Annotated in this window: 22 protein-coding genes; 16 read left to right on the forward strand and 6 right to left on the reverse strand. The window is 70.2% G+C overall.

Annotated features, from left to right (window positions below; all coding sequences use genetic code 11):
* Positions 1 to 18: 18 nt before the first annotated feature.
* The 14 genes from Q0Z83_RS04230 (at position 19) to Q0Z83_RS55715 (ending at position 14,814) form a co-directional block, all read left to right on the forward strand.
* A complete protein-coding gene (locus tag Q0Z83_RS04230; RefSeq protein ID WP_449701862.1) occupies positions 19 to 1,695 on the forward strand; it encodes a ThuA domain-containing protein in 1,677 nt (558 codons plus the stop codon).
* Between the two features lie 179 nt (positions 1,696 to 1,874).
* On the forward strand, positions 1,875 to 2,882 hold the full coding sequence (locus tag Q0Z83_RS04235; RefSeq protein WP_317792452.1) for a sugar phosphate isomerase/epimerase family protein: 1,008 nt from the start codon (positions 1,875 to 1,877) through the stop codon (positions 2,880 to 2,882).
* Between the two features lie 236 nt (positions 2,883 to 3,118).
* Entirely contained in the window at positions 3,119 to 4,048 is a 930-nt protein-coding gene (locus Q0Z83_RS04240) for a sugar phosphate isomerase/epimerase family protein (RefSeq protein ID WP_317792453.1), read from the forward strand.
* A 1-nt stretch (position 4,049) separates the two neighbouring features.
* The gene (locus tag Q0Z83_RS04245) at positions 4,050 to 6,110 is read left to right on the forward strand and encodes a PQQ-dependent sugar dehydrogenase (protein WP_317792454.1); all 2,061 of its coding nucleotides are present in this window, start codon (positions 4,050 to 4,052) and stop codon (positions 6,108 to 6,110) included.
* A gap of 218 nt (positions 6,111 to 6,328) precedes the next feature.
* A complete protein-coding gene (locus Q0Z83_RS04250; protein ID WP_317792455.1) occupies positions 6,329 to 7,291 on the forward strand; it encodes a sugar ABC transporter substrate-binding protein in 963 nt (320 codons plus the stop codon).
* Between the two features lies 1 nt (position 7,292).
* The gene (locus tag Q0Z83_RS04255) at positions 7,293 to 8,342 is read left to right on the forward strand and encodes an ABC transporter permease (RefSeq protein ID WP_317792456.1); all 1,050 of its coding nucleotides are present in this window, start codon (positions 7,293 to 7,295) and stop codon (positions 8,340 to 8,342) included.
* Between the two features lie 2 nt (positions 8,343 to 8,344).
* Positions 8,345 to 9,130, forward strand: a complete 786-nt coding sequence (locus Q0Z83_RS04260; RefSeq protein WP_317792457.1) for an ATP-binding cassette domain-containing protein — start codon at positions 8,345 to 8,347, stop codon at positions 9,128 to 9,130.
* The gene (locus Q0Z83_RS04265; protein ID WP_317792458.1) at positions 9,127 to 10,275 is read left to right on the forward strand and encodes a Gfo/Idh/MocA family protein; all 1,149 of its coding nucleotides are present in this window, start codon (positions 9,127 to 9,129) and stop codon (positions 10,273 to 10,275) included. The genes Q0Z83_RS04260 and Q0Z83_RS04265 overlap by 4 nt, the downstream gene beginning before the upstream one ends.
* A 39-nt stretch (positions 10,276 to 10,314) precedes the next feature.
* Positions 10,315 to 10,830 carry a hypothetical protein gene (locus tag Q0Z83_RS04270; protein ID WP_317792459.1) on the forward strand — a complete coding sequence of 172 codons (516 nt, stop codon included), beginning with the start codon at positions 10,315 to 10,317 and terminating at the stop codon, positions 10,828 to 10,830.
* Positions 10,831 to 10,883: 53 nt separating this feature from the next.
* Positions 10,884 to 11,825 carry an SDR family oxidoreductase gene (locus Q0Z83_RS04275; protein ID WP_317792460.1) on the forward strand — a complete coding sequence of 314 codons (942 nt, stop codon included), beginning with the start codon at positions 10,884 to 10,886 and terminating at the stop codon, positions 11,823 to 11,825.
* 4 nt (positions 11,826 to 11,829) lie between these two features.
* Complete coding sequence (locus Q0Z83_RS04280) at positions 11,830 to 12,675, forward strand: helix-turn-helix transcriptional regulator (protein WP_317792461.1); 846 nt, start codon at positions 11,830 to 11,832, stop codon at positions 12,673 to 12,675.
* A gap of 221 nt (positions 12,676 to 12,896) precedes the next feature.
* Positions 12,897 to 13,808 carry a phosphatase PAP2 family protein gene (locus Q0Z83_RS04285; RefSeq protein ID WP_317792462.1) on the forward strand — a complete coding sequence of 304 codons (912 nt, stop codon included), beginning with the start codon at positions 12,897 to 12,899 and terminating at the stop codon, positions 13,806 to 13,808.
* Positions 13,809 to 14,091: 283 nt separating this feature from the next.
* The gene (locus Q0Z83_RS04290; protein ID WP_317792463.1) at positions 14,092 to 14,241 is read left to right on the forward strand and encodes a DivIVA domain-containing protein; all 150 of its coding nucleotides are present in this window, start codon (positions 14,092 to 14,094) and stop codon (positions 14,239 to 14,241) included.
* Positions 14,242 to 14,301: 60 nt separating this feature from the next.
* Positions 14,302 to 14,814: a transposase gene (locus Q0Z83_RS55715; protein ID WP_378078935.1), complete on the forward strand. Its 513-nt coding sequence runs from the start codon at positions 14,302 to 14,304 to the stop codon at positions 14,812 to 14,814.
* 15 nt (positions 14,815 to 14,829) lie between these two features.
* Here the strand turns inward: Q0Z83_RS55715 and Q0Z83_RS04300 are convergent, their stop codons facing one another.
* From Q0Z83_RS04300 to Q0Z83_RS04320, 5 genes are all read right to left on the reverse strand, one after another.
* Positions 14,830 to 15,198, reverse strand: a complete 369-nt coding sequence (locus Q0Z83_RS04300; RefSeq protein WP_317792464.1) for a hypothetical protein — start codon at positions 15,196 to 15,198, stop codon at positions 14,830 to 14,832.
* 77 nt (positions 15,199 to 15,275) lie between these two features.
* Positions 15,276 to 16,814: a CU044_5270 family protein gene (locus tag Q0Z83_RS04305; RefSeq protein ID WP_317792465.1), complete on the reverse strand. Its 1,539-nt coding sequence runs from the start codon at positions 16,812 to 16,814 to the stop codon at positions 15,276 to 15,278.
* Complete coding sequence (locus tag Q0Z83_RS04310) at positions 16,807 to 17,397, reverse strand: RNA polymerase sigma factor (RefSeq protein WP_317792466.1); 591 nt, start codon at positions 17,395 to 17,397, stop codon at positions 16,807 to 16,809. Before Q0Z83_RS04310 ends, Q0Z83_RS04305 begins: the two co-directional genes overlap by 8 nt.
* 70 nt (positions 17,398 to 17,467) lie before the next feature.
* A complete protein-coding gene (locus Q0Z83_RS04315; protein ID WP_317792467.1) occupies positions 17,468 to 17,860 on the reverse strand; it encodes a VOC family protein in 393 nt (130 codons plus the stop codon).
* Positions 17,861 to 17,914: 54 nt separating this feature from the next.
* Complete coding sequence (locus Q0Z83_RS04320) at positions 17,915 to 18,895, reverse strand: LysR substrate-binding domain-containing protein (protein ID WP_317792468.1); 981 nt, start codon at positions 18,893 to 18,895, stop codon at positions 17,915 to 17,917.
* Between the two features lie 70 nt (positions 18,896 to 18,965).
* On the opposite strand from Q0Z83_RS04320, the gene Q0Z83_RS04325 reads away from it, so the two are divergent.
* The gene (locus Q0Z83_RS04325; RefSeq protein WP_317792469.1) at positions 18,966 to 19,580 is read left to right on the forward strand and encodes a LysE family translocator; all 615 of its coding nucleotides are present in this window, start codon (positions 18,966 to 18,968) and stop codon (positions 19,578 to 19,580) included.
* A gap of 156 nt (positions 19,581 to 19,736) precedes the next feature.
* Positions 19,737 to 20,549, forward strand: coding sequence for an SCO6745 family protein (locus Q0Z83_RS04330; protein WP_317792470.1), 813 nt, complete (start codon positions 19,737 to 19,739; stop codon positions 20,547 to 20,549).
* A gap of 49 nt (positions 20,550 to 20,598) precedes the next feature.
* Here Q0Z83_RS04330 and Q0Z83_RS04335 read toward each other — a convergent pair whose 3' ends face one another.
* Complete coding sequence (locus Q0Z83_RS04335) at positions 20,599 to 21,360, reverse strand: NAD(P)H-binding protein (protein WP_317792471.1); 762 nt, start codon at positions 21,358 to 21,360, stop codon at positions 20,599 to 20,601.
* Positions 21,361 to 21,458 lie beyond the last annotated feature (98 nt).

Here is a 21,458-nt window from a genome sequence, read left to right on the forward strand (position 1 = left end):
TCCCGAACCGTCCTCGGCGTGGTGACAGCCGCGCTGACCACCCTGGCCTGCACCACCGCGGCCACCCCCGGCCTCGCCGCCGATCCCGCCTACGACGTCCTGGTGTTCTCCAAGACCGCCGGGTTCCGGCACGACTCGATCGCCGCCGGTGTCCAGGCCATCCGCGATCTGGGCGCGGCGAACAACTTCACGGTCACCGCGACCGAGGACGCGACCGCGTTCACCACCACCGAACTGGCCCGTTTCGAGACCGTCGTCTTCCTCAACACCACCGGCGACGTCCTGGACGCGTCGCAGCAGACCGCGTTCGAGTCGTACATCCGGGCCGGTGGTGGCTACACCGGGGTGCACGCGGCCGCCGACACCGAGTACGACTGGCCCTTCTACGGCCAGCTGGTCGGCGCGTACTTCGCCTCCCACCCGGCGGTCCAGCAGGCGACCGTCAAGGTGGAGGACCGGGCGCACGCGGCCACCGGGCACCTGCCGCAGTCCTGGCCGCGCACCGACGAGTGGTACGACTACCGCACCAACGCCCGCACCACCGCCCACGTGCTGGCCACCCTCGACGAGAGCTCGTATTCGGGCGGCCAGATGGGCGCCGACCACCCGCACGCCTGGTGCAAGACCGTCGACGCGGGCCGCTCGTTCTACACCGGCGGCGGTCACACCCCGTCGGCGTACAGCGAGACCGCGTTCCGGGCCCACCTCCTCGGCGGCATCCGCTACACGGCCAAGCGCACGAACGCCGACTGCCGCCCGGAGACCGGCTACACCGCGCTCTACAACGGCTCGACGACCGGCTGGTCACAGGCCGGGCCGGGCGCCTTCACCAACACCGACGCCACCCTGACGTCGACCGGTGGGATGGGCCTGTACTGGTACTCGGCCAAGCAGTTCACCAACTACTCGCTCAAGCTCGACTGGAAGCTGGCCGGCGACGACAACACCGGCGTCTTCCTCGGCTTCCCGCCGTCGAGCGACCCGTGGTCGGCGGTGAACAACGGCTACGAGATCCAGATCGACGCCACCGACGCGGCCGACCGCACCACCGGCTCGGTCTACACGTTCAAGGCCGCCGACATCGCCGCCCGCGATGCCGCGCTGAACCCGCCGGGGGAGTGGAACACCTACGAGCTGCTGGTCGAGGGCGAGCGGCTGCAGGTCTTCCTCAACAGCGTCAAGATCAACGACTTCACCAACCCCGATCCGGTACGGTCGCTCGCCGGCCACATCGGCATCCAGAACCACGGTGACGGTGACGACGCGTCGTTCCGCAACATCCGGATCAAGGAACTGAACGGGCCGGTCACACCGGGCGGCCCGGTGGTCGGGCTGGCCGGCAAGTGCCTCGACATCAGCAACGGCGGCTCGGCCGACGGCACCAAGATCCAGCTGTGGACCTGTAACGGCAGCGGCGCCCAGAGGTGGCAGGTCAACGGCCAGGTCTGGCGCAACCCGCAGTCCGGCAAGTGTCTGGACGTGGCCGGCGGCGGCACCGCCAACGGCACCAAGGCGCAACTCTGGACCTGCAACGGCAGCGGCGCGCAGAACTGGGTCGCCCAGTCGAACGGCACCGTCCGCAACCCGCAGTCCGGCAAGTGCCTGGACGTGTCGCAGAACAGTGCGGCCGACGGTCAGCAGATCCACATCTGGGACTGTCACTCGGGCGCCAACCAGCAGTGGCGTCTTCCCTAGACGTACCACCGCGATTAGGGTGGGTTGCGGTGACCGTGGGCACAGCGGTGTCCGGGACGGGAGGCGCAACCCATCCCGGCATATCCGCCGCAGCCTGCCCTGATCGCTCACCTCTCGCCGGCTCCTCGCGCCGGGCATCGAATCCCTTTCCTGGGTGACCGCTGCGAGGAAGTGAGAACATGGCGCGACCGATCACACTGTTCACCGGCCAGTGGGCCGACCTGCCGTTCGACGAGGTGTGCCGGCTGGCCTCCGGCTGGGGTTACGACGGCCTGGAGATCGCCTGCTGGGGCGACCACTTCGAAGTCGACAAGGCGCTCGCCGACGACGGCTACATCGAACGCAAACGCGAGACCCTGGCCAAGCACAACCTCCAGGTCTTCGCGATCTCCAACCACCTGGTCGGGCAGGCCGTCTGCGACCACCCGATCGACGAACGGCACCAGGACATCCTGCCCGCCCGGATCTGGGGCGACGGTGAACCCGAGGGGGTGCGCCGCCGGGCCGCCGAGGAGATCAAGGACACCGCCCGGGCCGCGGCGGCACTCGGCGTGCGTACCGTCGTCGGCTTCACCGGATCGTCGATCTGGCACACCCTGGCCATGTTCCCGCCGGTCCCATCGTCCATGATCGAGCGCGGCTACCAGGACTTCGCCGACCGGTGGAACCCGATCCTCGACGTCTTCGACGAGGTCGGCGTGCGGTTCGCGCACGAGGTGCACCCCAGTGAGATCGCCTACGACTACTGGACCACCAAGCGCGCCCTGGAGGCGATCGGCCACCGGCCCGCCTTCGGCCTCAACTGGGACCCGTCGCACTTCGTCTGGCAGGAGCTCGACCCGGTCAACTTCATCTTCGACTTCGCCGACCGCATCTACCACGTGGACTGCAAGGACGCGAAGGTGCGCACCGGCGACGGCCGTCGCGGCCGGCTCAGCTCGCACCTGCCGTGGGCCGATCTGCGGCGCGGCTGGGACTTCGTCTCGACCGGGCACGGCGACGTGCCGTGGGAGGACTGCTTCCGGGCGCTGAACGCGATCGGCTACGACGGCCCGATCTCCATCGAGTGGGAGGACGCCGGCATGGACCGTCTGGTCGGCGCACCCGAGGCGCTCCAGTTCGTGCGCCGTCTGGCGTTCGACGCCCCGTCGGCGGCGTTCGACGCCGCCTTCTCCTCCAACCAGTAGCAGCGGTAGCGGTCCCTCGGGGGCCGGGCGTTCGTCGCGCCCGGCCACTCGACGCTGCCCTTTTGTTGCCGAGAGCAAAAGTTACATTGTTTCATTCAGATGTTTCTCTAGTGACGAACGTAAATCAGCGGTAACGTGCGGTACGGAAGCCACTCTGCACAAAAGTTGCCGCATGTGGGCTCCGTCATCGCCCACATGCCATCCGTGTTCCCCGCCGAAACCGGAGGCACCACCGCATGCACGAGTCACCATCGCACCAGTCCGCCCTGAGCCGCCGCAGCCTGTTGAGTGCCGCGGCCGCCGGCGCCGCCGCAGTCGGCGCGTCCACCGCCATCGGGTCGCCCGCGGCCGCCGGCGGGAAGTCCTCGCCGCACCGGGTACCCCGCGACCAGATCAGCGTCCAGCTCTACACGCTGCGCAACCAGCTCGCGATCGACCTCGAGGGCAGCTTCACCCAGTTGGCCGCGATCGGATACACCCGCGTCGAGCACGCCGGGTTCGTCGGCCGTACCGCCGCCCAGTTCCGCACCGCCCTGAACAACGCCGGCCTGCGCGCCACCTCCGGGCACGCCGGGATTCCGCAACCGTGGAACGCCGAGACCTGGAAACGGACTCTCGAGGACGCCGCGATCGTCGGCAACAAGTACATCGTCCACCCGTACTTCGGCACCGACGCCAACGGCCCGATCCGTAACGGCGCCGTCTACCGCGCCTTCGCCGCCGACCTCAACAAGGCCGGTGAGCTCGCCCGCCGGGCCGGGCTCAGCTTCGGCTACCACAACCACCACAACGAATTCCTGCGCCAGGACGGCGGGGAGCGTACCGGCTTCGACATCCTCACCCGGGAGACCGACTCCCGCCTGGTGCACCTCGAGGTCGACATCTACTGGGCCTGGCGCGGCTCGGCCGACCCGGTCGACCTGATCGAGAAGAACCGGCACCGGATCAAGCAGGTCCACGTCAAGGACATGAACGTGGGCAGCGGCTTCGCCGACCCCGGTGACGGGCTGATCGACTTCGAACGGGTCTTCCGCCGGGCCGGTGAGGCCGGGCTCGTCGAATACATCGTGGAACGCGACGACGCCGGCAGCCCGCCGCGCACCCCGGCGCAGGCCCTGGACACCGCCCGGGTCGGCTACCAGTACCTGTCCGGGCTGAGGTACTGACATGCGACGTCTGCTCACCGCGGCCGCCGCGGCCCTGCTCGTCACCACCGGAGTCACCGGCTTCGGCAGCCCCGCCCAGGCCGCCCCACCGCCGGACTCGGACTTCCAGAAGGTGACCCTCAACGACTTCCCGGGCGAGCCGATGGCCCTGGCCGTCCTGCCCGACGGGCGGGTGCTGCACACCGCCCGCAAGGGTCAGGTCCGCATCCACGAGCCCAGCACCGGCCGCAACGTCCTGGCCGCCACCATCCCGGTCTACCTGCACGACGAGGAGGGTGTGCAGGGAATCGCCGTCGACCCGGACTTCAAACGCAACCACTGGGTGTACGTCTACTACTCCCCGGTGCTGAACACCCCGGTCGACGACCCGGCCACCCCGAGCGTCAACGAGGGCAACGCCCCGGAGACCGGCACCGCCGCCGACTTCGCCCCGTTCAAGGGCCACCTGCAGCTGTCCCGGTTCAAGCTGCGCGGGAACACCCTCCAGCTGGGCACCGAGCAGAAGATCCTGCAGGTCCCGGTCGACCGCGGTATCTGCTGCCACGTCGGCGGAAAGATCGACTTCGACGGACGCGGCAACCTGTTCCTGTCGACCGGTGACGACACCAACCCGTTCGCCTCCTCCGGCTTCACGCCGATCGACGAGCGTCCGGACCGCAACCCGGCCTTCGACGCCCAGCGCAGCTCGGCCAACACCAACGACCTGCGGGGCAAGCTGCTGCGGATCACGGTCAACGCCAACGGCGGCTACTCGATCCCGCGCGGGAACCTCTTCAAGAAGGGCACCCCGAAGACCCGCCCGGAGATCTACGCGATGGGCCTGCGCAACCCGTTCCGCTTCGACGTCGACGAGCGGACCGGCGTCGCCTACCTGGCCGACTACTCACCCGACGCCAACCAGCCGAACGCGACCCGCGGACCCGCCGGGCACGGCCGCTGGATGGCCGTCGACAAGCCCGCCAACTACGGGTGGCCGTACTGCGTCGCCCCGGACCTGCCCTACGTCGACTACGACTTCGCCACCGGCGTCTCCGGGCAGCCGTTCAACTGCGCGCAGCCGGTCAACGAGTCGCCGCACAACACCGGGCTGCGCAACCTTCCGCCGGTCGAGAAGGCCGAGGTCATCTACTCGTACGGCGCCAGCGCCCAGTTCCCGCAGTTGGGCACCGGCGGTATCGGCCCGATGGGCGGACCCGCCTACCACTACGACAAGCGCAGCAGGTCGGCGACGAAGTGGCCGGCCGACTTCGACGGCAAGCCGCTGTTCTACGAGTGGACCCGCGACTACGTCAAGGCGTTCACCCTGGGCGCCGGTAACCAGGTCACCGCGATCGACTCGGTGCTGCCGTCGATCATCTTCGACAACCCGATGGACATCGAGTTCGGCCCGGACGGCGCGCTCTACGTCCTGGAGTACGGCGACGGCTACTTCTCCGAGAACCCGGAGGCGCAGCTGGCCCGGGTCGACTACGCGCCGCGCAACAAGACCCCGATCGTGAAGGTCGACGCGACGCCGACGGTCGGCTCGGCCCCGTTCACGGTGAACTTCTCCAGTGCCGGCACGGTCGACCCGGACGGTGACCGGCTCCGCTACGCGTGGGACTTCGACGCCGACGGTGACGTCGACTCCCGCCAGGCCAACCCGTCGTACACGTACACCGTGAACGGCGACTACCGGGCCACCCTGAAGGTCACCGATTCCACCGGCCGGTCCGCGTCCGCCGAGTTCCTGCTGCACGTCGGCCCGGTGGCGCCCACCGTCTCGTTCGTCACGCCCACCGAGGGCCAGGCGTTCGAGTTCGGCGACACGGTGAACTTCGAGGTCGCCATCGTCGACGACAGCCCGGTGAACTGCGCCAACGTCGAGGTGTCCTACATCCTCGGCCACGACCAGCACGGGCACCCGCTGTCCACCAGCACCGGCTGCACCGGTTCGATCACCACGTTCATCGACCCCGGACACGCCGGAGCGGAGAACCTGGCGGCGGTCTTCGTCGCCGAGTACACCGACGCCGACGGCCAGACCGGCTCGGCCGAGGTGGTCCTCACCCCCGCCGAGTAACACGCTCCGCACATCGGCAGGCCCGGCACCCCGTGCCGGGCCTGCCTCGTCGTGGGGTGACAATCGTGGCGCCTTGTCACCTGCTTCCGAATATTGTCAGAACAATGTATTGACCTTGGTCGCGGCCCGTCACAGGCTCCACACAACGCCGCCGCGAAACACGGCGGAAACATATAGAAGGGATCCCGATGATGCGCAGGTCTCGTAGGTGGGCGTCGGTGGCTGCCGTCTCCGCCACGATGCTCGCCCTCGCCGCGTGCAGCAGCGACAACGCGGTAAACGCCGAGAAGAGCACCGACACCAGTGGTGGCAAGGGTGGCTACGGATACAAGATCGCCGTGGTCACGCACGGCGCGGCCGGTGACGCGTTCTGGAGCATCGTGAAGAACGGCGTCGAGAAGGCCGGCTCGGACATGGGTGACACGATCACCTATTCCAGCGACGGCGACCCGCAGAAGCAGGCCCAGCTGATCGACGCCGCGGTGAACCAGAAGGTCGACGGCCTGGTCGTCTCGATGGCCAACCCGGACGCGCTCAAGGCCAGCGTGGAGAAGGCGGTCGCGGCCGGCATCCCGGTGATCACCATCAACTCCGGTGCCGCCAGGTCCAAGGAGTTCGGCGCGCTGACCCACATCGGCCAGGACGAGAAGGTCGCCGGTGAGGCGGTCGGCACCGAGCTGAAGAACCAGGGCGTCAAGAAGGCCGTCTGCGTCATCCACGAGGCCGGCAACGTCGGTCTTGAGGAGCGCTGCGCCGCGGTCGCCTCCACCCTCGGCGCGCCGATCGAGAACCTCCAGGTGGACATCAACAACCTGCAGTCCTCGCAGGCCACCATCAAGGCCAAGCTGCAGACGGACACCGCGATCGACGGTGTCGTCACGCTCGGTGGCCCGGTCGCGAACGTCGCCTCGGCCGCGATCGGCGAGGCCGGATCGGCCGCGAAACTGGCCACCTTCGACCTGAACGCGGACGTCGCCAAGGCGGTCCAGGACGGCAAGATCCTCTTCGCCGTCGACCAGCAGCCCTACCTGCAGGGCTACCAGGCGGTCGTCATGCTGACCCAGTACAAGTCGAACCTCAACGTCCTCGGCGGCGGCCGGCAGGTGCTCACCGGCCCGGCCCTGGTCACCAAGGACAACGCCGCCCAGATCGCCCAGCTCGCCGCGGCCGGAACCCGCTGACATGACCGCCGGCACCGCCAGCAAGGCCGGCCCGGACGAGCGTCTCGCCCGGGCCGGCCTGCTCAAACGGATTCTGCTGAAGCCCGAGCTCGGCGCCTCGATCGGTGCCGTGCTGGTCTTCGTCTTCTTCGCCGTGCTCTCCGACGTGTTCCGGTCGGCCGGCGGCATCGCGAACTGGCTCGACCCGGCCTCCACGCTCGGCATCATGGCCGTCGCGGTCGCGCTGCTGATGATCGGCGGCCACTTCGACCTCTCCGCCGGTGTGCAGACCGGCACCGCGGCGATCACCAGCGGCCTGCTGACCACCTACTACGGCGTCAACACCTGGGCGGCGCTGGTGATCTCGCTGGCCCTGGTCCTGGCGATCGGGTTCGTCAACGGATACCTCGTGGTGCGGACCGGGCTGCCGAGTTTCATCATCACGCTCGGCACGTTCCTCATGCTCCAGGGCCTCAACCTGGGCATCACCAAGCTCGTCACCAACACCGTGCAGGTCAACAACTTCAACAAGATCATCGGGTACGACGTACTGCACGCGATCTTCGCGAGTGAGTTCACGATCGCCGGGGCGAGTTTCCAGATCGCGATCGTGTGGTGGGTGGTCGCCACCATCCTGGGTTCGTGGCTGCTGCTGCGCACCCGGTTCGGCAACTGGATCTTCGCCACCGGCGGGGACCCGAACGCCGGCCGCAACGTCGGGGTGCCGGTCGCCCGTACCACCATCTCGCTCTTCATGATCACTTCGTTCGCCGCCTGGTTCGTCGGCACCACCCAGATCGTGCGTCTCACCTCGATCCAGGCCCAGGCCGGCTTCGGGCAGGAGCTGATCTACATCGTCGCCGCGGTGATCGGCGGCTGCCTGCTCACCGGCGGGTTCGGCTCCGCGATCGGCGCGTCGATCGGCGCGCTGATCTTCGGCATGACGTCGCAGGGCATCGTCTACGCCGGCTGGGACGCCGACTGGTTCAAGTTCTTCCTGGGCGCGATGCTGCTGCTCGCGGTACTGGCCAACCAGTACATCCGCCGTTTCGCCGAACTGTCGAGGAGGTAGGGATGGCAGACGTTCCACTGCTGGAGATCCGGGACGTCAGCAAGACGTTCGGCAGCGTGATCTCACTCAGCGGCGTCTCCACGACGGTCCGCGCCGGGCAGGTCACCTGTGTGCTCGGCGACAACGGCGCCGGCAAGTCGACGTTCATCAAGATCCTGTCCGGGGTGCACCAGCCGGACGGTGGTGAACTGCTGCTCGACGGGAAACCCATCCGGCTCGGCAGCCCGCGGGAGGCGCTCGACGCCGGGATCGCCACCGTCTATCAGGACCTCGCGATGGTTCCGCTGATGGCGATCTGGCGTAACTTCTTCCTCGGCTCCGAACCGACCAAGGGCTGGGGGCCGTTCCGCCGGTTCGACCGGGCCACCGCGATCGAGACCACCAGGCGCGAACTCGCCGACATGGGCATCGACATCCGCGACCCGGACCAGCCGGTCGGCACCCTCTCCGGCGGCGAACGGCAGTCGGTGGCCATCGCCCGGGCCGTCCACTTCGGCGCCCGACTGCTGATCCTCGACGAGCCGACGTCGGCGCTCGGCGTCAAACAGGCCGGAGTCGTGCTGCGCTACATCGCACGCGCCCGGGGCCGCGGACTCGGGGTCGTCTTCATCACCCACAACCCGCACCACGCGTACCCGGTGGGGGACCGGTTCCTGCTGCTCAACCGGGGGAAGAGCCTCGGCGACTTCGCGAAGGACGAGCTGTCGCTGCCGGAGCTGACGAAGATGATGGCCGGCGGTGCCGAGCTCGACCAGCTGGCCCACGAGCTGGAACGGGAACCGTCATGACCCGCTCCCTCGGTGTGGCGGTCGTCGGGTTCGGGTGGATGGGGCATGCGCACACCCGCGCCTACCTGCGTGCCCGCCACCACTACCCGAACCTGCCGATCGCCGCCCACCTGGTCACCGTCGCCGACCCGGAACCGGGACGGGCCGACGCCGCCGCCGAGCAGTACGGCTTCGCCGGATCCACCACCGACTGGCGTGAGCTGCTCACCGATCCACGAGTCGAGGCGGTCAGCGTCACCGCCCCGAACTTCCTGCACCGCGAGATCGGCGCCGCCGTCGCCGAGTCCGGGCGGCACCTGTGGATCGAGAAACCGGTCGGCCTTACCGGCGACGACGCCCACGCGGTGGCCGCCGCCGCCACCGAAGCCGGTGTCCGGAGCACGGTCGGGTTCAACTACCGGGCCGCGCCCGCCGTCGCCGAGGCCCGCGCGCTGATCGCGAACGGCGCGATCGGCCGGGTCACCAATGCCCGGTTCCGGTTCTTCAGCGACTACGCGGCCCACCCGGAAGGAGCGCTGTCCTGGCGGTTCACCCGCTCCCACGGCGGCAGCGGGGTGCTCGGCGACCTGGCCTCGCACGCCGTCGATCTGGCCCGGCACCTGCTCGGCGACATCGAGTCGCTGGTCGCCGACACCGTCACGGTGATTCCGGAACGACCCACGGTCACCGGCGCGGCCAGCCACTTCTCCCGCGCCGACGGGCCACCCGGACCGGTCGAGAACGAGGACCACCTGAACGCGCTGCTCCGGTTCACCGGCGGCGCCCGGGCCGTGCTGGAGGCGAGCCGGGTCGCGGTGGGTGAGCAGAACACGTACGGCTTCGAGATCCACGGCACCACCGGGGCACTGGCCTGGGACTTCCGACGGATGGGCGAACTGTCGGTCAGCACCGGCGCCGACTACCAGTCACAGAGCTACCGGACCGTCTTCGCCGGGCCCGGCAACGGCGACTTCGGGGCCTTCCAACCGGGCGCCGGGATCGCGATGAGCTACGACGACACCAAGGTCATCGAAGCGGCCGGGTTCCTGCGGTCGGTGGCCGAGGGCACCCCGTACGGGCCGACCCTCGACGACGCGGTCGCGGCCGCCGTCGTCCTGGACGCCATGCTCGACTCCGTCCGTACCGGAGCCTGGGTTTCGCTCTGATTTTCTGTTGTCGGCCGGGCCGGTGACCGTCTCCCGTATGTGGTTGTCGAAACCGGCCGGCACCGGCGGCCCGCCTCGCCGATGGGGCGGGCCGTGCTGGTCGCGGCGTGCTGGTTGACGGTGCTCGCGGTCAGCCCGTACCGGCAGGTGTCCCCTCGGGTGCACGACATCGCGCTGCTCGTGCATCTGGGATCGATGGTGATCGGCTTCGGCGCGGTGCTCACCGTCGACTGGTTCGGGCTGCTCTGGCTGGCCGGTCGCCGCACCCTCACCGACGTCCTGAACACCGCCCGTGGCACCCACGTGCCGATCTGGGCCGGTTTCGCCGGACTCCTCGCCTCCGGCGCGCTGCTCGGCCTGCCGGCCGGCCCGAAAGCGCTCGCGGTGCTGGTCATCGGCGTCAACGGGGTGTACGCCGCGGTGCTCCTGCGCGAACTGACCCGCCATCCCGAACCGCCCACGTCGCTGCTGCTCCGCTCGGGGATCGCGACGCTGATCTCGCAGGCCGGCTGGTGGACGGCCCTGATCCTCGGTTACCTCAACAGTCGCGGCTAGCCTGGGATCGTCAGGCCGTGGATACCCCTCGTGGCCGCCCGCATCCTGGTGACATGCCACGCACCGAACCCACCGTCACCGTCCCCGACCTCACCGGCAAGCTCGCCGTCGTCACCGGCGCCAGCGACGGGATCGGCCTCGAGATCGCCGCCCGCCTCGCCGCCGCCGGAGCCGAGATCGTCCTCCCGGTCCGCAACCCCGCCAAGGGGCAGGCGGCCATCACCGAGATCCACCGGCGGACCCCGGCCGCCCGGCTGTCCCCGCGCCGTCTCGACCTGTCGTCGCTGGAGTCGGTGGCCGCGCTCGGCGCCGAACTGCGGGACGACGGCCGGCCGATCCACCTGCTGGTCAACAACGCCGGTGTGATGACCCCACCGGACCGGCAGGTGACCGCCGACGGTTTCGAGCTGCAGTTCGGCACCAACCACCTCGGCCACTTCGCGTTGGTCGCGCACCTGATGCCGCTGCTGCGGGCCGGTTCGGCGCGGATCACCTCGCAGATCAGCGTCGCGGCCGACTCCGGCGCCATCAACTGGGCCGACCTCAACTGGGAACAGTCGTACGACGGCATGCGCGCGTACAACCAATCGAAGATCGCTTTCGGTCTCTTCGGTCTGGAGCTGGCCCGGCGCAGCCGACGGTACGGCTGGGGCATCACCAGCAACCTGTCCCACCCCGGCGTCGCCCCGACCAGCCTGCTCGCCGCCCGCCCCGAGGTCGGCCGGTCCCGGGAGACCGTCGGCCGCCGGCTCATCGGCGCACTGTCCGCCCGCGGCATCCTGCTCGGCACCGCCCGGACCGCGGCGCTGCCCGCGGTACTCGCCGTCACCACCGGGCACGACGGCCTCTTCTACGGGCCGAGCGGCCCCGGACACCTCGGTGGTGCGCCGGCCGAGCAGAAGCTGTACTCCCGGCTGCGTTCCGAGGAGGAGGCCGAGCGCGTGTGGCGTACCTCCGAAGAATCGACCTCGACGTCCTTCGCGCAACTACGGTGACCTGATGCAGATCGATCGCGCCGGGCTCGCCGAATTCCTGCGCCGTCGCCGCGAGTCGCTGCAACCCGAGGACGTCGGCCTGCCGCGGGGCCCGCGCCGCCGGACGTCCGGCCTGCGCCGGGAGGAGGTGGCCACGCTCTGCCACATCTCGGCCGACTACTACAGCCGGCTGGAACGCGAGCGTGGCCCGCACCCCTCCGAGCAGATGATCGCCTCGATCGCCCAGGGCCTGCACCTCTCCCACGACGAACGTGATCATCTGTTCCGCCTGGCCGGCCACCACCCACCGGTGCGCGGGGCCAGTGGCGAGCACATCAGCCCCGGCCTGCTGCGGATCTTCGACCGGCTCGCCGACACGCCCGCCGAGATCGTCACCGAGTTGGGCGAGACCCTGCGGCAGAACCGGCTCGGCGTCGCCCTCAACGGCGACCTCACCCGGTTCACCGGCCCGGCCCGCAGCATCGGCTACCGCTGGTTCACCGACCCGGCCTGCCGGGCCCTCTACCACCCCGACGACCATCCGCTGCACTCCCGCGTCTTCGCCTCCGGGCTGCGTCACGTGCTCGCCCTCCGGGGTCCCCGCTCCCGGGCCGCACACCTGCACAGCCTGCTGATGGAACAGAGCGAAGAGTTCCGCGCCGTCTGGGCCGAGCATGAGATCGGCATTCGGTACGCCCACCTCAAACGATTCGTGCATCCCGAGGTGGGCGCCCTGGAGCTGACCTGCCAGGCACTCGCCGACCCGGACCAGGGGCACTCCCTGCTCGTGTACACCGCCGTGCCCGGCACCGAGAGCTATGAAAAGCTGGAGTTGCTCGCCGTCGTCGGCGCGTTTGACGGGGGGCCGTAAGCTCGGTCGCTCGGCGAGCCGTTCGTTCGCTTCGTGCGTCTTGTTCGCTCCGATCGGCGGACCGTCACTCGGGCGAAGCATCGTTCGGTGAACCGTCGCTCGGGCGAACCTGTCGCTCGACGAACGTTTTGCTCGGCGAATGTTTGCTCGGCGAATCCTTCGCTTGGCGAACTCTTCGCTTGGCGAGCCCTTCGCTTGGCGAACCCGGGAGGTGGCCACGAATGACCACGCTGACCCCTGACAGCGTGCAGGCGCACGTCAGTCGGCGTCCCGGTGCCGCCTACCTGGCGGCGCCGCTACTGATCAGCGTGCTCGCCGGTCTGGGCCTGATCGCGACGTACCACGTCTTCGTCCGGACCATCTCCGGCCAGTGGCTGGACACCGCGGCGATGCTGGGCACCGAAGTGCACCACGCCCGGCTCGAAGACCTGCTCCGGCAGACCCTGAACGCGACCACCCTGACCAGCCTCGTGCTGGTCTGCCTGATCGCGGCCACGGTCGGGGTGGTCCGCAAGCGGATCGATCTGGCGATCGCGGCCGCGGTCCTGGTGCTGGCCGGGAACGCGACCACCCAGCTGCTCAAGGACTGGTTGCCCCGGCCCACGCTGGACGGGTTGACCTATCCGAACTCGCTGCCCAGCGGCCACACCACGGCTGCCGCTTCGGTGGCGTTCGCCCTGGTCATCGTGGTGCCGGCGGCGTTGCGCGGGCCGGTCGCCCTGATCGGCGCCGGGTACACCGCGGCCATCGCGATCGGGACCGTGTGGGCCCGTTGGCATCGGCCCAGCGACATCATCGCGGCGCTGCTGGTCGTACTGGCGTGGGGTGCTCTGGCCGTCTTCGGGGTCCGCCTGCTGCGCCTCCGGCGGGCGGCGAGGCCCGGCCGGCCGAGCCGGATCGGCACCCTGCCGCTGCTGGTGACGGCCGCGATCGGTGCTCCGGTCACGGTGATCGGCCTGCTCCTGGGCAAGTCCGCCGACGCGATGACGGCCGCCTCCCCGGAGCCCAGCCGCCTGACCTTCGTCACCGGCGCGGCGGGCATCGCGGCGATCGTGGCGATCGCCTTCTTCGGCTGGTTGTGGCTGGCCACCGACGACGACCCCATCGAGTCCCGGACACCCCGAGATCCGTGACCGGCGCTTTCGTGCCCTTGCCGGTAGGGCCCGCGCCTCGGTCGGCTCACAGATCCTGCAGTCCTCCCGTGGGAGCGCGGAAGAAGTTGCAGGTTCGGCGTGCGGGTGCCCATTCGTGCAAGATCGGTGAGAGCCGCTTCGGCCCAGCCCGAGGCTGTGCGCCCGGTCCCGGACCCCACGCCATGACGGTTGGCGGGCTTGGCTCTGGGCCGGGCGAGGTGAGCAGGCGTCAACGGAGCGGTGGCCCGGCTGAGGCGTGCGTCGGGTTTCTACGATGCCGGGCATGAATCCGGACTTCACGATCGTGTTGCGGGGATATGACAAGACTCAGGTCGACGCCGCGCTCGAACGGGCGAACACGTCCCTCAGCACCGTCGGTGACTCGATCCAGCGGGCCGGGGCGCGGGAGGCTCTTGGGCCTGCCCCGTTTTGACGGACATCCAAGATCAGGAGACGTGGGGTCTCCGGGAGGATGTCCAGCATCATGGAGAGCGTGGGTAAGAAGCGGCCTCGGCCTCGGCGTGCGTTCACGCCCCAGTTCAAGGCCGAGATCGTGGAGTTGTGCCAGCGGGGCGATCGGACGATCCGGCAGGTCAGCCAGGACTTCGATCTGACCGAGACCGCGGTGCGGGACTGGGTCAAGCAGGCCGAGATCGACGCCGGCACTCGGTCGGACGGGCTGACGTCGGACGAGCGGGCCGAGCTGGCCCGGCTGCGGCAGGAGAACCGGCGTCTACAGGAAGACGTCGAGATCCTGAAACGAGCGACGGCCGTCAAAACGGGGCAGGCCCAGTTCGGTCATTCGGTTGCCAGCCGGGTGTTCGGTCATCTGGCCGCCAGCGGTCACCGCATCGCCGGGTGGGGACGCTCGTCTCACCCCCCCGCCGCCGCATTCCCAACACCAGCATCCAATTCGGATATATACGTTATATCGGCCCATGCCGCCTTGGATGTCGATCGGGTTTTAGCGGCGTTGATATCGACGGTCGTCGCCCGGTTCAGCTGACGGTCGTCACCCGGTTCAGCTTCGGTAAGCGGCGAGTAGAACGGCGGCGCCGAGTGCCGTGGCCAGCAGGCCGGCCAGCGCGGAGAGCGTGCCGGCGACCGCCGCTGAGCGGAACCGCCGCGACAGTGGCACCGCGAGCAGCCGCGACACCAGGAAGGAAACGACCAGGAACGGAACGCTGAGAAAGAGCAGGATGTGCATGACGTCACTGGCGGTGACGCAGAAGCCCGACTCGTCATCGCACGCCGTGGTGTCCCACGGGACCAGATAGGCGTTCGCCAGTGACGCGGCCAGGACCAGAGCGTGCCAACCGACCGAGACCAGCACGGCCCGTTCGCGCGCCGACGAGGGCTGGACGTCGTGGCCCTCCGTAACCCTATCCATCGTGGACACCTCCCCGGGAGTGGGCCGGCCGACCTCAGACTCGCACGGCCCACCACCCGGCACAACGCAGTCACCCGCTAGCAGGCGGGTGTCTCCAGCACGTTCTCCGGCAGTGCCCCGGCGGTCGACGGTGGGGTGCCGTCGGTCCATCCGGTCCGCAGCACGGCCTCGTAGTCGAACACCGCGCGGGCCGGTACCCAGGACAGATAGTCGGCTGGTCGGATGATCCTGGTCTCCCAGGCCAGCGGCTGCCCCGACTTCGGGTCGAAGATCAGCCGGATCTCCCGTGCGCCGCCGGTGTCGGCCTGCCGGACCCCCTCGGTCTCCTCGTTCGTGAGCATCGTGACGGCGTTTCCGGCCCGGCCCTTCGGATCGGTGACCGGTCCCAGGTCGCGTAGACCGGGCAGGTCGGCCAGCACCCGGTAGGCGGCCGCCCGCAGCTCCGGCGTGCCCGGCGCCTGGTAGAGCAGGTTGATCATCGAGTCGAAGATGCCCTTCGACAGCTCACCCGCGGTCGACTCCGGGCTGTTGCGCAGCAGCGAGTCGATCAGCGTCACCTGCAACCGGCCGGGTTCGGTGGGCAGCTCCCGAACCTCGGCCGCGGTCAGGTTGTCACCGCCGATCAGGAACGTGCTCGCGCCCGGATCGCTCACCACCGTGCGGGTCGCACCCGGCCCGGCCGTCCAGTCGCCGGACGCGGGGCAGGCCTCGTCGATCGGCCAGCTCGACGGCGAACCGGCCCGCTGCCAGCCGGCCCGGTCGGTGTCCGAGGCGGGCGCGCCACCGGCCCACTGCTGCAGGTGTACGGCCCGGTCGTCGGCGCGAGTCGTGTACCAGCTGGTCTCCAGGGTACGGCCCATGATCGCGTACCTGTCGGTGGCCGAACCGACCTGGAGCAGCGTCCCCGACTCGACCTCGGAGACCCAGTACCGACCTTCGGCCCGGGGGACGCCGGAGGTCCGCTCGGCCGCGGCCAGCAGCAGATCGCGCAGCTCCCGGGTCGGGCGCGGACCCGCCTCGGCGATGTCCACGCTCCGGGCCGGCCCGTCCGGCGGCACCCACGTGGTGGTCAGCACGAGCAGGAGCGCGACGGCCGCACCGACCGCCGGGACCAGACCCCAGCCCCAAAGCCGGAACCGGTGCCGGGGCGCGGCCCTGCCGACATGCCGCCGGAACCGGCCGGGCGACCCGGCCTCCCCACCCAACATCGGACCGAACATCCGAAAACGGTGCTGCGACCCGGTAGCCGCGGTTTCGGTCCGGTGTTGTGCTGTGGTGGTCGTGGTTTCGGTCCGGTGTTGTGCTGTGGTGGTCGTGGTTTCGGTCCGGTGTTGTGCTGTGGTGGTCGCGGTTTCGGTCCGGTGTTGCGGTGTGGCTGTGGTCTCGGTCCGGTGTTGCGCCGTGGTGGCCGTGGTTTCGGTCGAGTGTTGCCCCGCGGTGGTCGCGGTCTCGGTCCGGTGTTGCGGTGTAGCTGTGGTCTGGGCTCGGTGCGGTGGCGTGGCGGCCATCGTCTCGGCGTGGATCAGGTCGAACAACCGGTCACGGGCGGCGGCCGTCGTCTCGGTGGTCGGTGGCGTCGCCGGGCGCGCGGTGGCCAGCAGATCGAGTTCATCCATGGCGGGCGGTCCCTCCGGTCGGGTTGACGTCGTCGAATGCGGCCCGGATCTTTCGGCGGGCCCGGTGCAGGCGGGAGCCGACCGTCCCGACCGGAATGCCGAGCGCGGCCGCGGTCTCCTCGTGCGACAACTCGCCCCATACGACGAGCAGCAGCGCGTCACGATCGCCGGCGGACAGGTCGGCGAGTGCCGCCACGATGCGTTTGCGGGCGGCCTCGGCCGCGATCCGATCGGTGGTCCGGTCCTCGTGCACCGGATCATCAGGCGGATGGGCGGCGGCCCGCGCATACGCCAGGTACCCCTGTGCCTCCTCGCGTCGCCGCGCCCGGATCAGGTTGGTGGCGATCCCGTACAGCCACGCGCGGACCGAACCGCGCTCGGGGTCGAACCGGTCCCGTTGCCGGAACGCGATCAGGAACGTCTCGGCGGCCACGTCGTCGCCGCCCGGCCCGTCCAGGCGCCGCGACGCGTAGCCGTGCAGGCCGGCGAAATACCGCTCGAACAGCTCCGCGAAGCAGTCCGGCTCGGCGCGGGACCGCAACAGCACCGTGACGTCCGCCTCTGTGGTCGTTTGTCCACCCATCGTTGCCTCTCGTAGCCCGGTGTCCCTTCTGATTGACGCCACTGGCTGTTGATCTTCACGGTGATGGATCTCAGGCCGGGCCGAGCAGGTCCCAGCGGTTTCCGGCGATGTCCAGGAAAACGGCGACCTGGCCATACGCCTCGGTGCGCGGTGGCCGGACGAACGTGACACCGGCCGCCGTCATCCGTGCGAAGGTGGCCTGGAAGTCGTCGACCTGAAGGAAGAACCCGACCCGGCCGGCGGTCTGGTGGCCGACGGCCGCGGACTGCTCGTCGCCGTCGGCACGGGCCAGCAGCAGCCCCGTTTGGGCGCCTGGTGGACGGACGACCACCCAGCGTTTCGGCCGCCCGTCGGTGGTGACCGATGGGGAGTCCTCGATCAGGTCGAACCCGAGCACCTCGGTGAAGAAGGCGATGGCCGGGTCATACTCGTCGACGATCAGGGCAACCAGGTCGATCTGCATGCGGGCAGCCTACGAAACCGCCGGCGGCCGGAAGAATGTCGGAGGGCGGGTGCATCATGGAGGCCCCAGAGCCTCGGTGACGCACTGCAGCAGATGCCGGACGGCGGGGGAGCGGCCACCGGTCCGGGTGGTGGCGTGGATCTGCCGGGACAACCCTTCGGGGTGGCCGATGGGCAGGTAACCGACACCGGGGTGGGCGGTCGCGGCGAGCTGCGGCACCAGCGACACCCCGAACCCGGCGGCGACCATGGCGAGCACCATCGGATAGCTGTGCACACGCACGTTGACCCGCGGTTCGAACCCGGCGGCCCGCCCGGCCATCTCGGTCGCCGCCTGGAAACCGGTACTGGTCAGCGCGGCCACCCAGTCCGATCCGGCGAAGTCGGCGAGCGACACCGGCGTCGTCTCCGCCGGGACGAGGCGACCGGGTCCGGCGAGCGATTCCGGCACGAGACGACGGGGTACGGCGAGCGACACCGGCGCCGTCCCCGCCGGGACGAGACGGCGGGGTACGGCGAGCAGCATCGGCTCCCGGTAGAGCGGCCGCTGGGTGAGCCCGCGCAGGTTCGGCCCGGACAGCGGCGCGTAGTCGTGGGTGACCGCCAGGTCCAGCTCACCGGCCTGGACCCGGGGCAGCGCCTCGTCCGACTCCAGTTCGGTGAAGTGCAGCTCTATGCCCGGGTACCGCCGCCGGAAGGCGGTCAGGGCCGAGATGACGAAGCCGGCGGCGGCGGTGGCGAAGGCCGCCACCCGGATCGTGCCGCCGCGCAGCCCGGCCACGTCACGCACCGCGCGTTCGGCCTCGGCGAGCGAGGCCAGCACCGGTTCGGTGTGCTCGGCGAGCACCCGGCCGGCCTCGGTGAGCCGGACACTTCGCGCCGAACGTTCGAGCAGCGCGGTGCCGACGGCGCGTTCGAGCGCGGACAGCTGCTGCGATGCCGCCGCGGCCGTGCACCCGGCCCGGGCGGCGGCTCCGGCGATGGACCCGGTGGCCGCGACATCCCGCAGCAGCGCCAGGCGACGGGGATCGAGCATAAGCAAAGCCTATGCTCAGCGATGCGAGTACGCATTGTTCGTGTGCTCGGAGCCGTGGCAGGTTGACCTGGTGCCCCTCGATCCGCATCTGCTCGCCGCCTTCACCGTCACCACGATCGTCGCCACGCTGGCCCCCGGGCCGGACATGCTGTTCGTGCTGAGCGCCGGGATGCGTGGCGGCCCACGGGCCGGGCTGCTCGCCACCGCCGGTATCGCCACCAGCGAGGCGATCCACGTCCTGGTCGCCGCGGCCGGGCTCAGCGCGCTGTTCACCGCGGTGCCCGGTGCGTTCACCGCGCTCCGGATCGTCGGCGCCGTCTACCTCGCCTACCTGGGCGTGCAGATGATCCGCCGGCGCGGGGACGTCATCGTGGCCACCGGCGGTGAGTCACGGGCGTACCTCAGCGGGTTTCTGACCAACCTGTCCAACCCGAAGATGATCGCCTTCTCGGTGGCGTTCCTGCCGCAGTTCGTCGATCCGGCGCTCGGCTCGATATGGGTGCAGTTCGCCGTACTCGGCATGATCTTGATCGTCTTGGAGTTCTTGATCGACGGCGGTGTCGGGGTGTTGGCCGGGCGGATCGGCGGTCTGTTGCGGCAGCGCCGCAGCCTGCGGCGGCGGATCGACACCGCAACCGGCGGCATCCTGATCGCCCTCGGCATCCGGCTCGCGGTGGAGCGGTAGCCCGCGGATTCCGGTCGTGCGGTGTTTGCCCGCCTCGGTCGAGGTTTCTCGCGGCGAGTCTGTCGGATCCGGGTCGTGCCGTTCGTGGTCAGGTTGAACGGCCGCCCAGGAGGGTGCCGTCACGATCACGGGAGACGCCGAGCGATGCCGCACCCGATGCCCCAGATCCACCGGATGTTCGAGCTGGTCGAGCCGATCGGCGCGATCACCTTCTCCGAGGTGCCGAACGAGCATTTCCTGGCCGTCGGCATGCGCGGCTACTGGGACGGCTACTTCGCCGGCCGGGCGGCGCCCCTCGGTCTCGCGCCGCCCGAGGTGGTGCACGCGGTCTTCTACAACTTCGCCGACGGTGAGGTGGCCCGGCACATCCCGTGGGTGTGGGGCAAGGTCACCCCGCAGGAGGCGATCGCCATCCGCGAACGGGGTAGTGCCACCGCCCTGCGCCGGGCCATCGGGGAACTCGCCGGCTCGCCCGGCCTGGTGCGGGCGGCCGACCTCGCCACCCGGGCCGCGGTCAGCGCGCCGACGGTGGGCCGCCCGCTGTACGCCGGACTCCGCGCCCTGACCGTGCCCACCGAACCGGTCGCACGCCTCTGGCACGCGGCCACCCTTCTCCGCGAGCACCGGGGTGACGGCCACAACGCCGCGCTGGTCGCGCACGGTATCGGCGGGACCGAGGCCCACGTCCTGCTCGCGCTCGCGATGGGGATGCGCGCGGAGGAATTCGGTCGGGTCCACCACCTGCCCCGCCCTCGGTTGGCCGCGGTGGTCGACGGCTTGCGCGCCCGAGGCCTGGTGAACGAGGCAGGCGGGTTCACCGAATCCGGCCGCGAGACGAGGCAGCGGATCGAGACCCTGACCGATGAGTTGGCGGCGCCGCCGTACGAGGTGCTGACCGCCGGGGAACTCGACGAACTGATCACCACCCTCGAACCGATCGCCGCCGCCGTTCAGGCCGCCGACAGCTGACCGGAAGGCCCGGCCCGGAACGATCGAGTCGAGGTGGCCGATCCCGGCCTCACCGGCCGGCGTAGACGCCGGATCGGATGGCCCGGCCGAGAGCGACCAGGGCTGCCGCCAGTGCCGGCGGAGTGCCCGCCGCCAGCAGGTGCGCGGAGTAGGCCTCGTCATCGAGCAGGACCGGCTCGATCGGGCGGCCGGACCGCGAACCGAACAGTGCCGCCACCGCGACGGCGTCCAGCGGCTGCGGGCCGTGCACGTCGACGGTTCCTCGCGCCGGGCCGAGCAGCGCCTCGGCCGCGACCTCGGCGCACCGTGACCGGCTGACGTAGGAGACCTCGCCGCCGCCCGCATTGCTCACGTGCCGTCCGGTCGCCACCGCCGCGGCCTGCAGACCGTCGAGCCCTTCCAGGTACAGGTTGTTGCGCAACGCCGTCCACGGCACCCCGGCCGACCGTAGTGCCGCCTCCGAAGCCCGATGAGCCGCGTTGAGCATGTCCGGCGGCCCGTCGCAGCCGACCAGCGACGTGTAGACCAGATGCCCGACACCGGCCCCGGCCGCCGCCGCGATCGCCGCCGCGTGCTGCGCCGTCCGCCGAGCATTGTCCCGATGGTCGGTGCTCACCACGAGCGCGGCATCCGCACCCTCGAACGCCGCCGGACCGATGTCGTCGAAATCGGCACGGCGAACCACGACCCCATCCGGTACGCCCTCCGGCCGCCGCGTGACGACGATGACATCCGCCCGGCCGATCAGCCGCCGCACCACCGCCGACCCGAGTGCCCCGGCCCCACCGGTGACCACAATTCGTTTGCTCACGCCGCCCATCGTCGGCGAGCATCCGCCCACCCGGAAGAACGCACTTCAACCTGCCTCAGGCACACGAAGGTAACCGAACCGGCCCGCGGAGACGACCA

The organism is Actinoplanes sichuanensis (assembly GCF_033097365.1).
Lineage (GTDB): Bacteria > Actinomycetota > Actinomycetes > Mycobacteriales > Micromonosporaceae > Actinoplanes > Actinoplanes sichuanensis.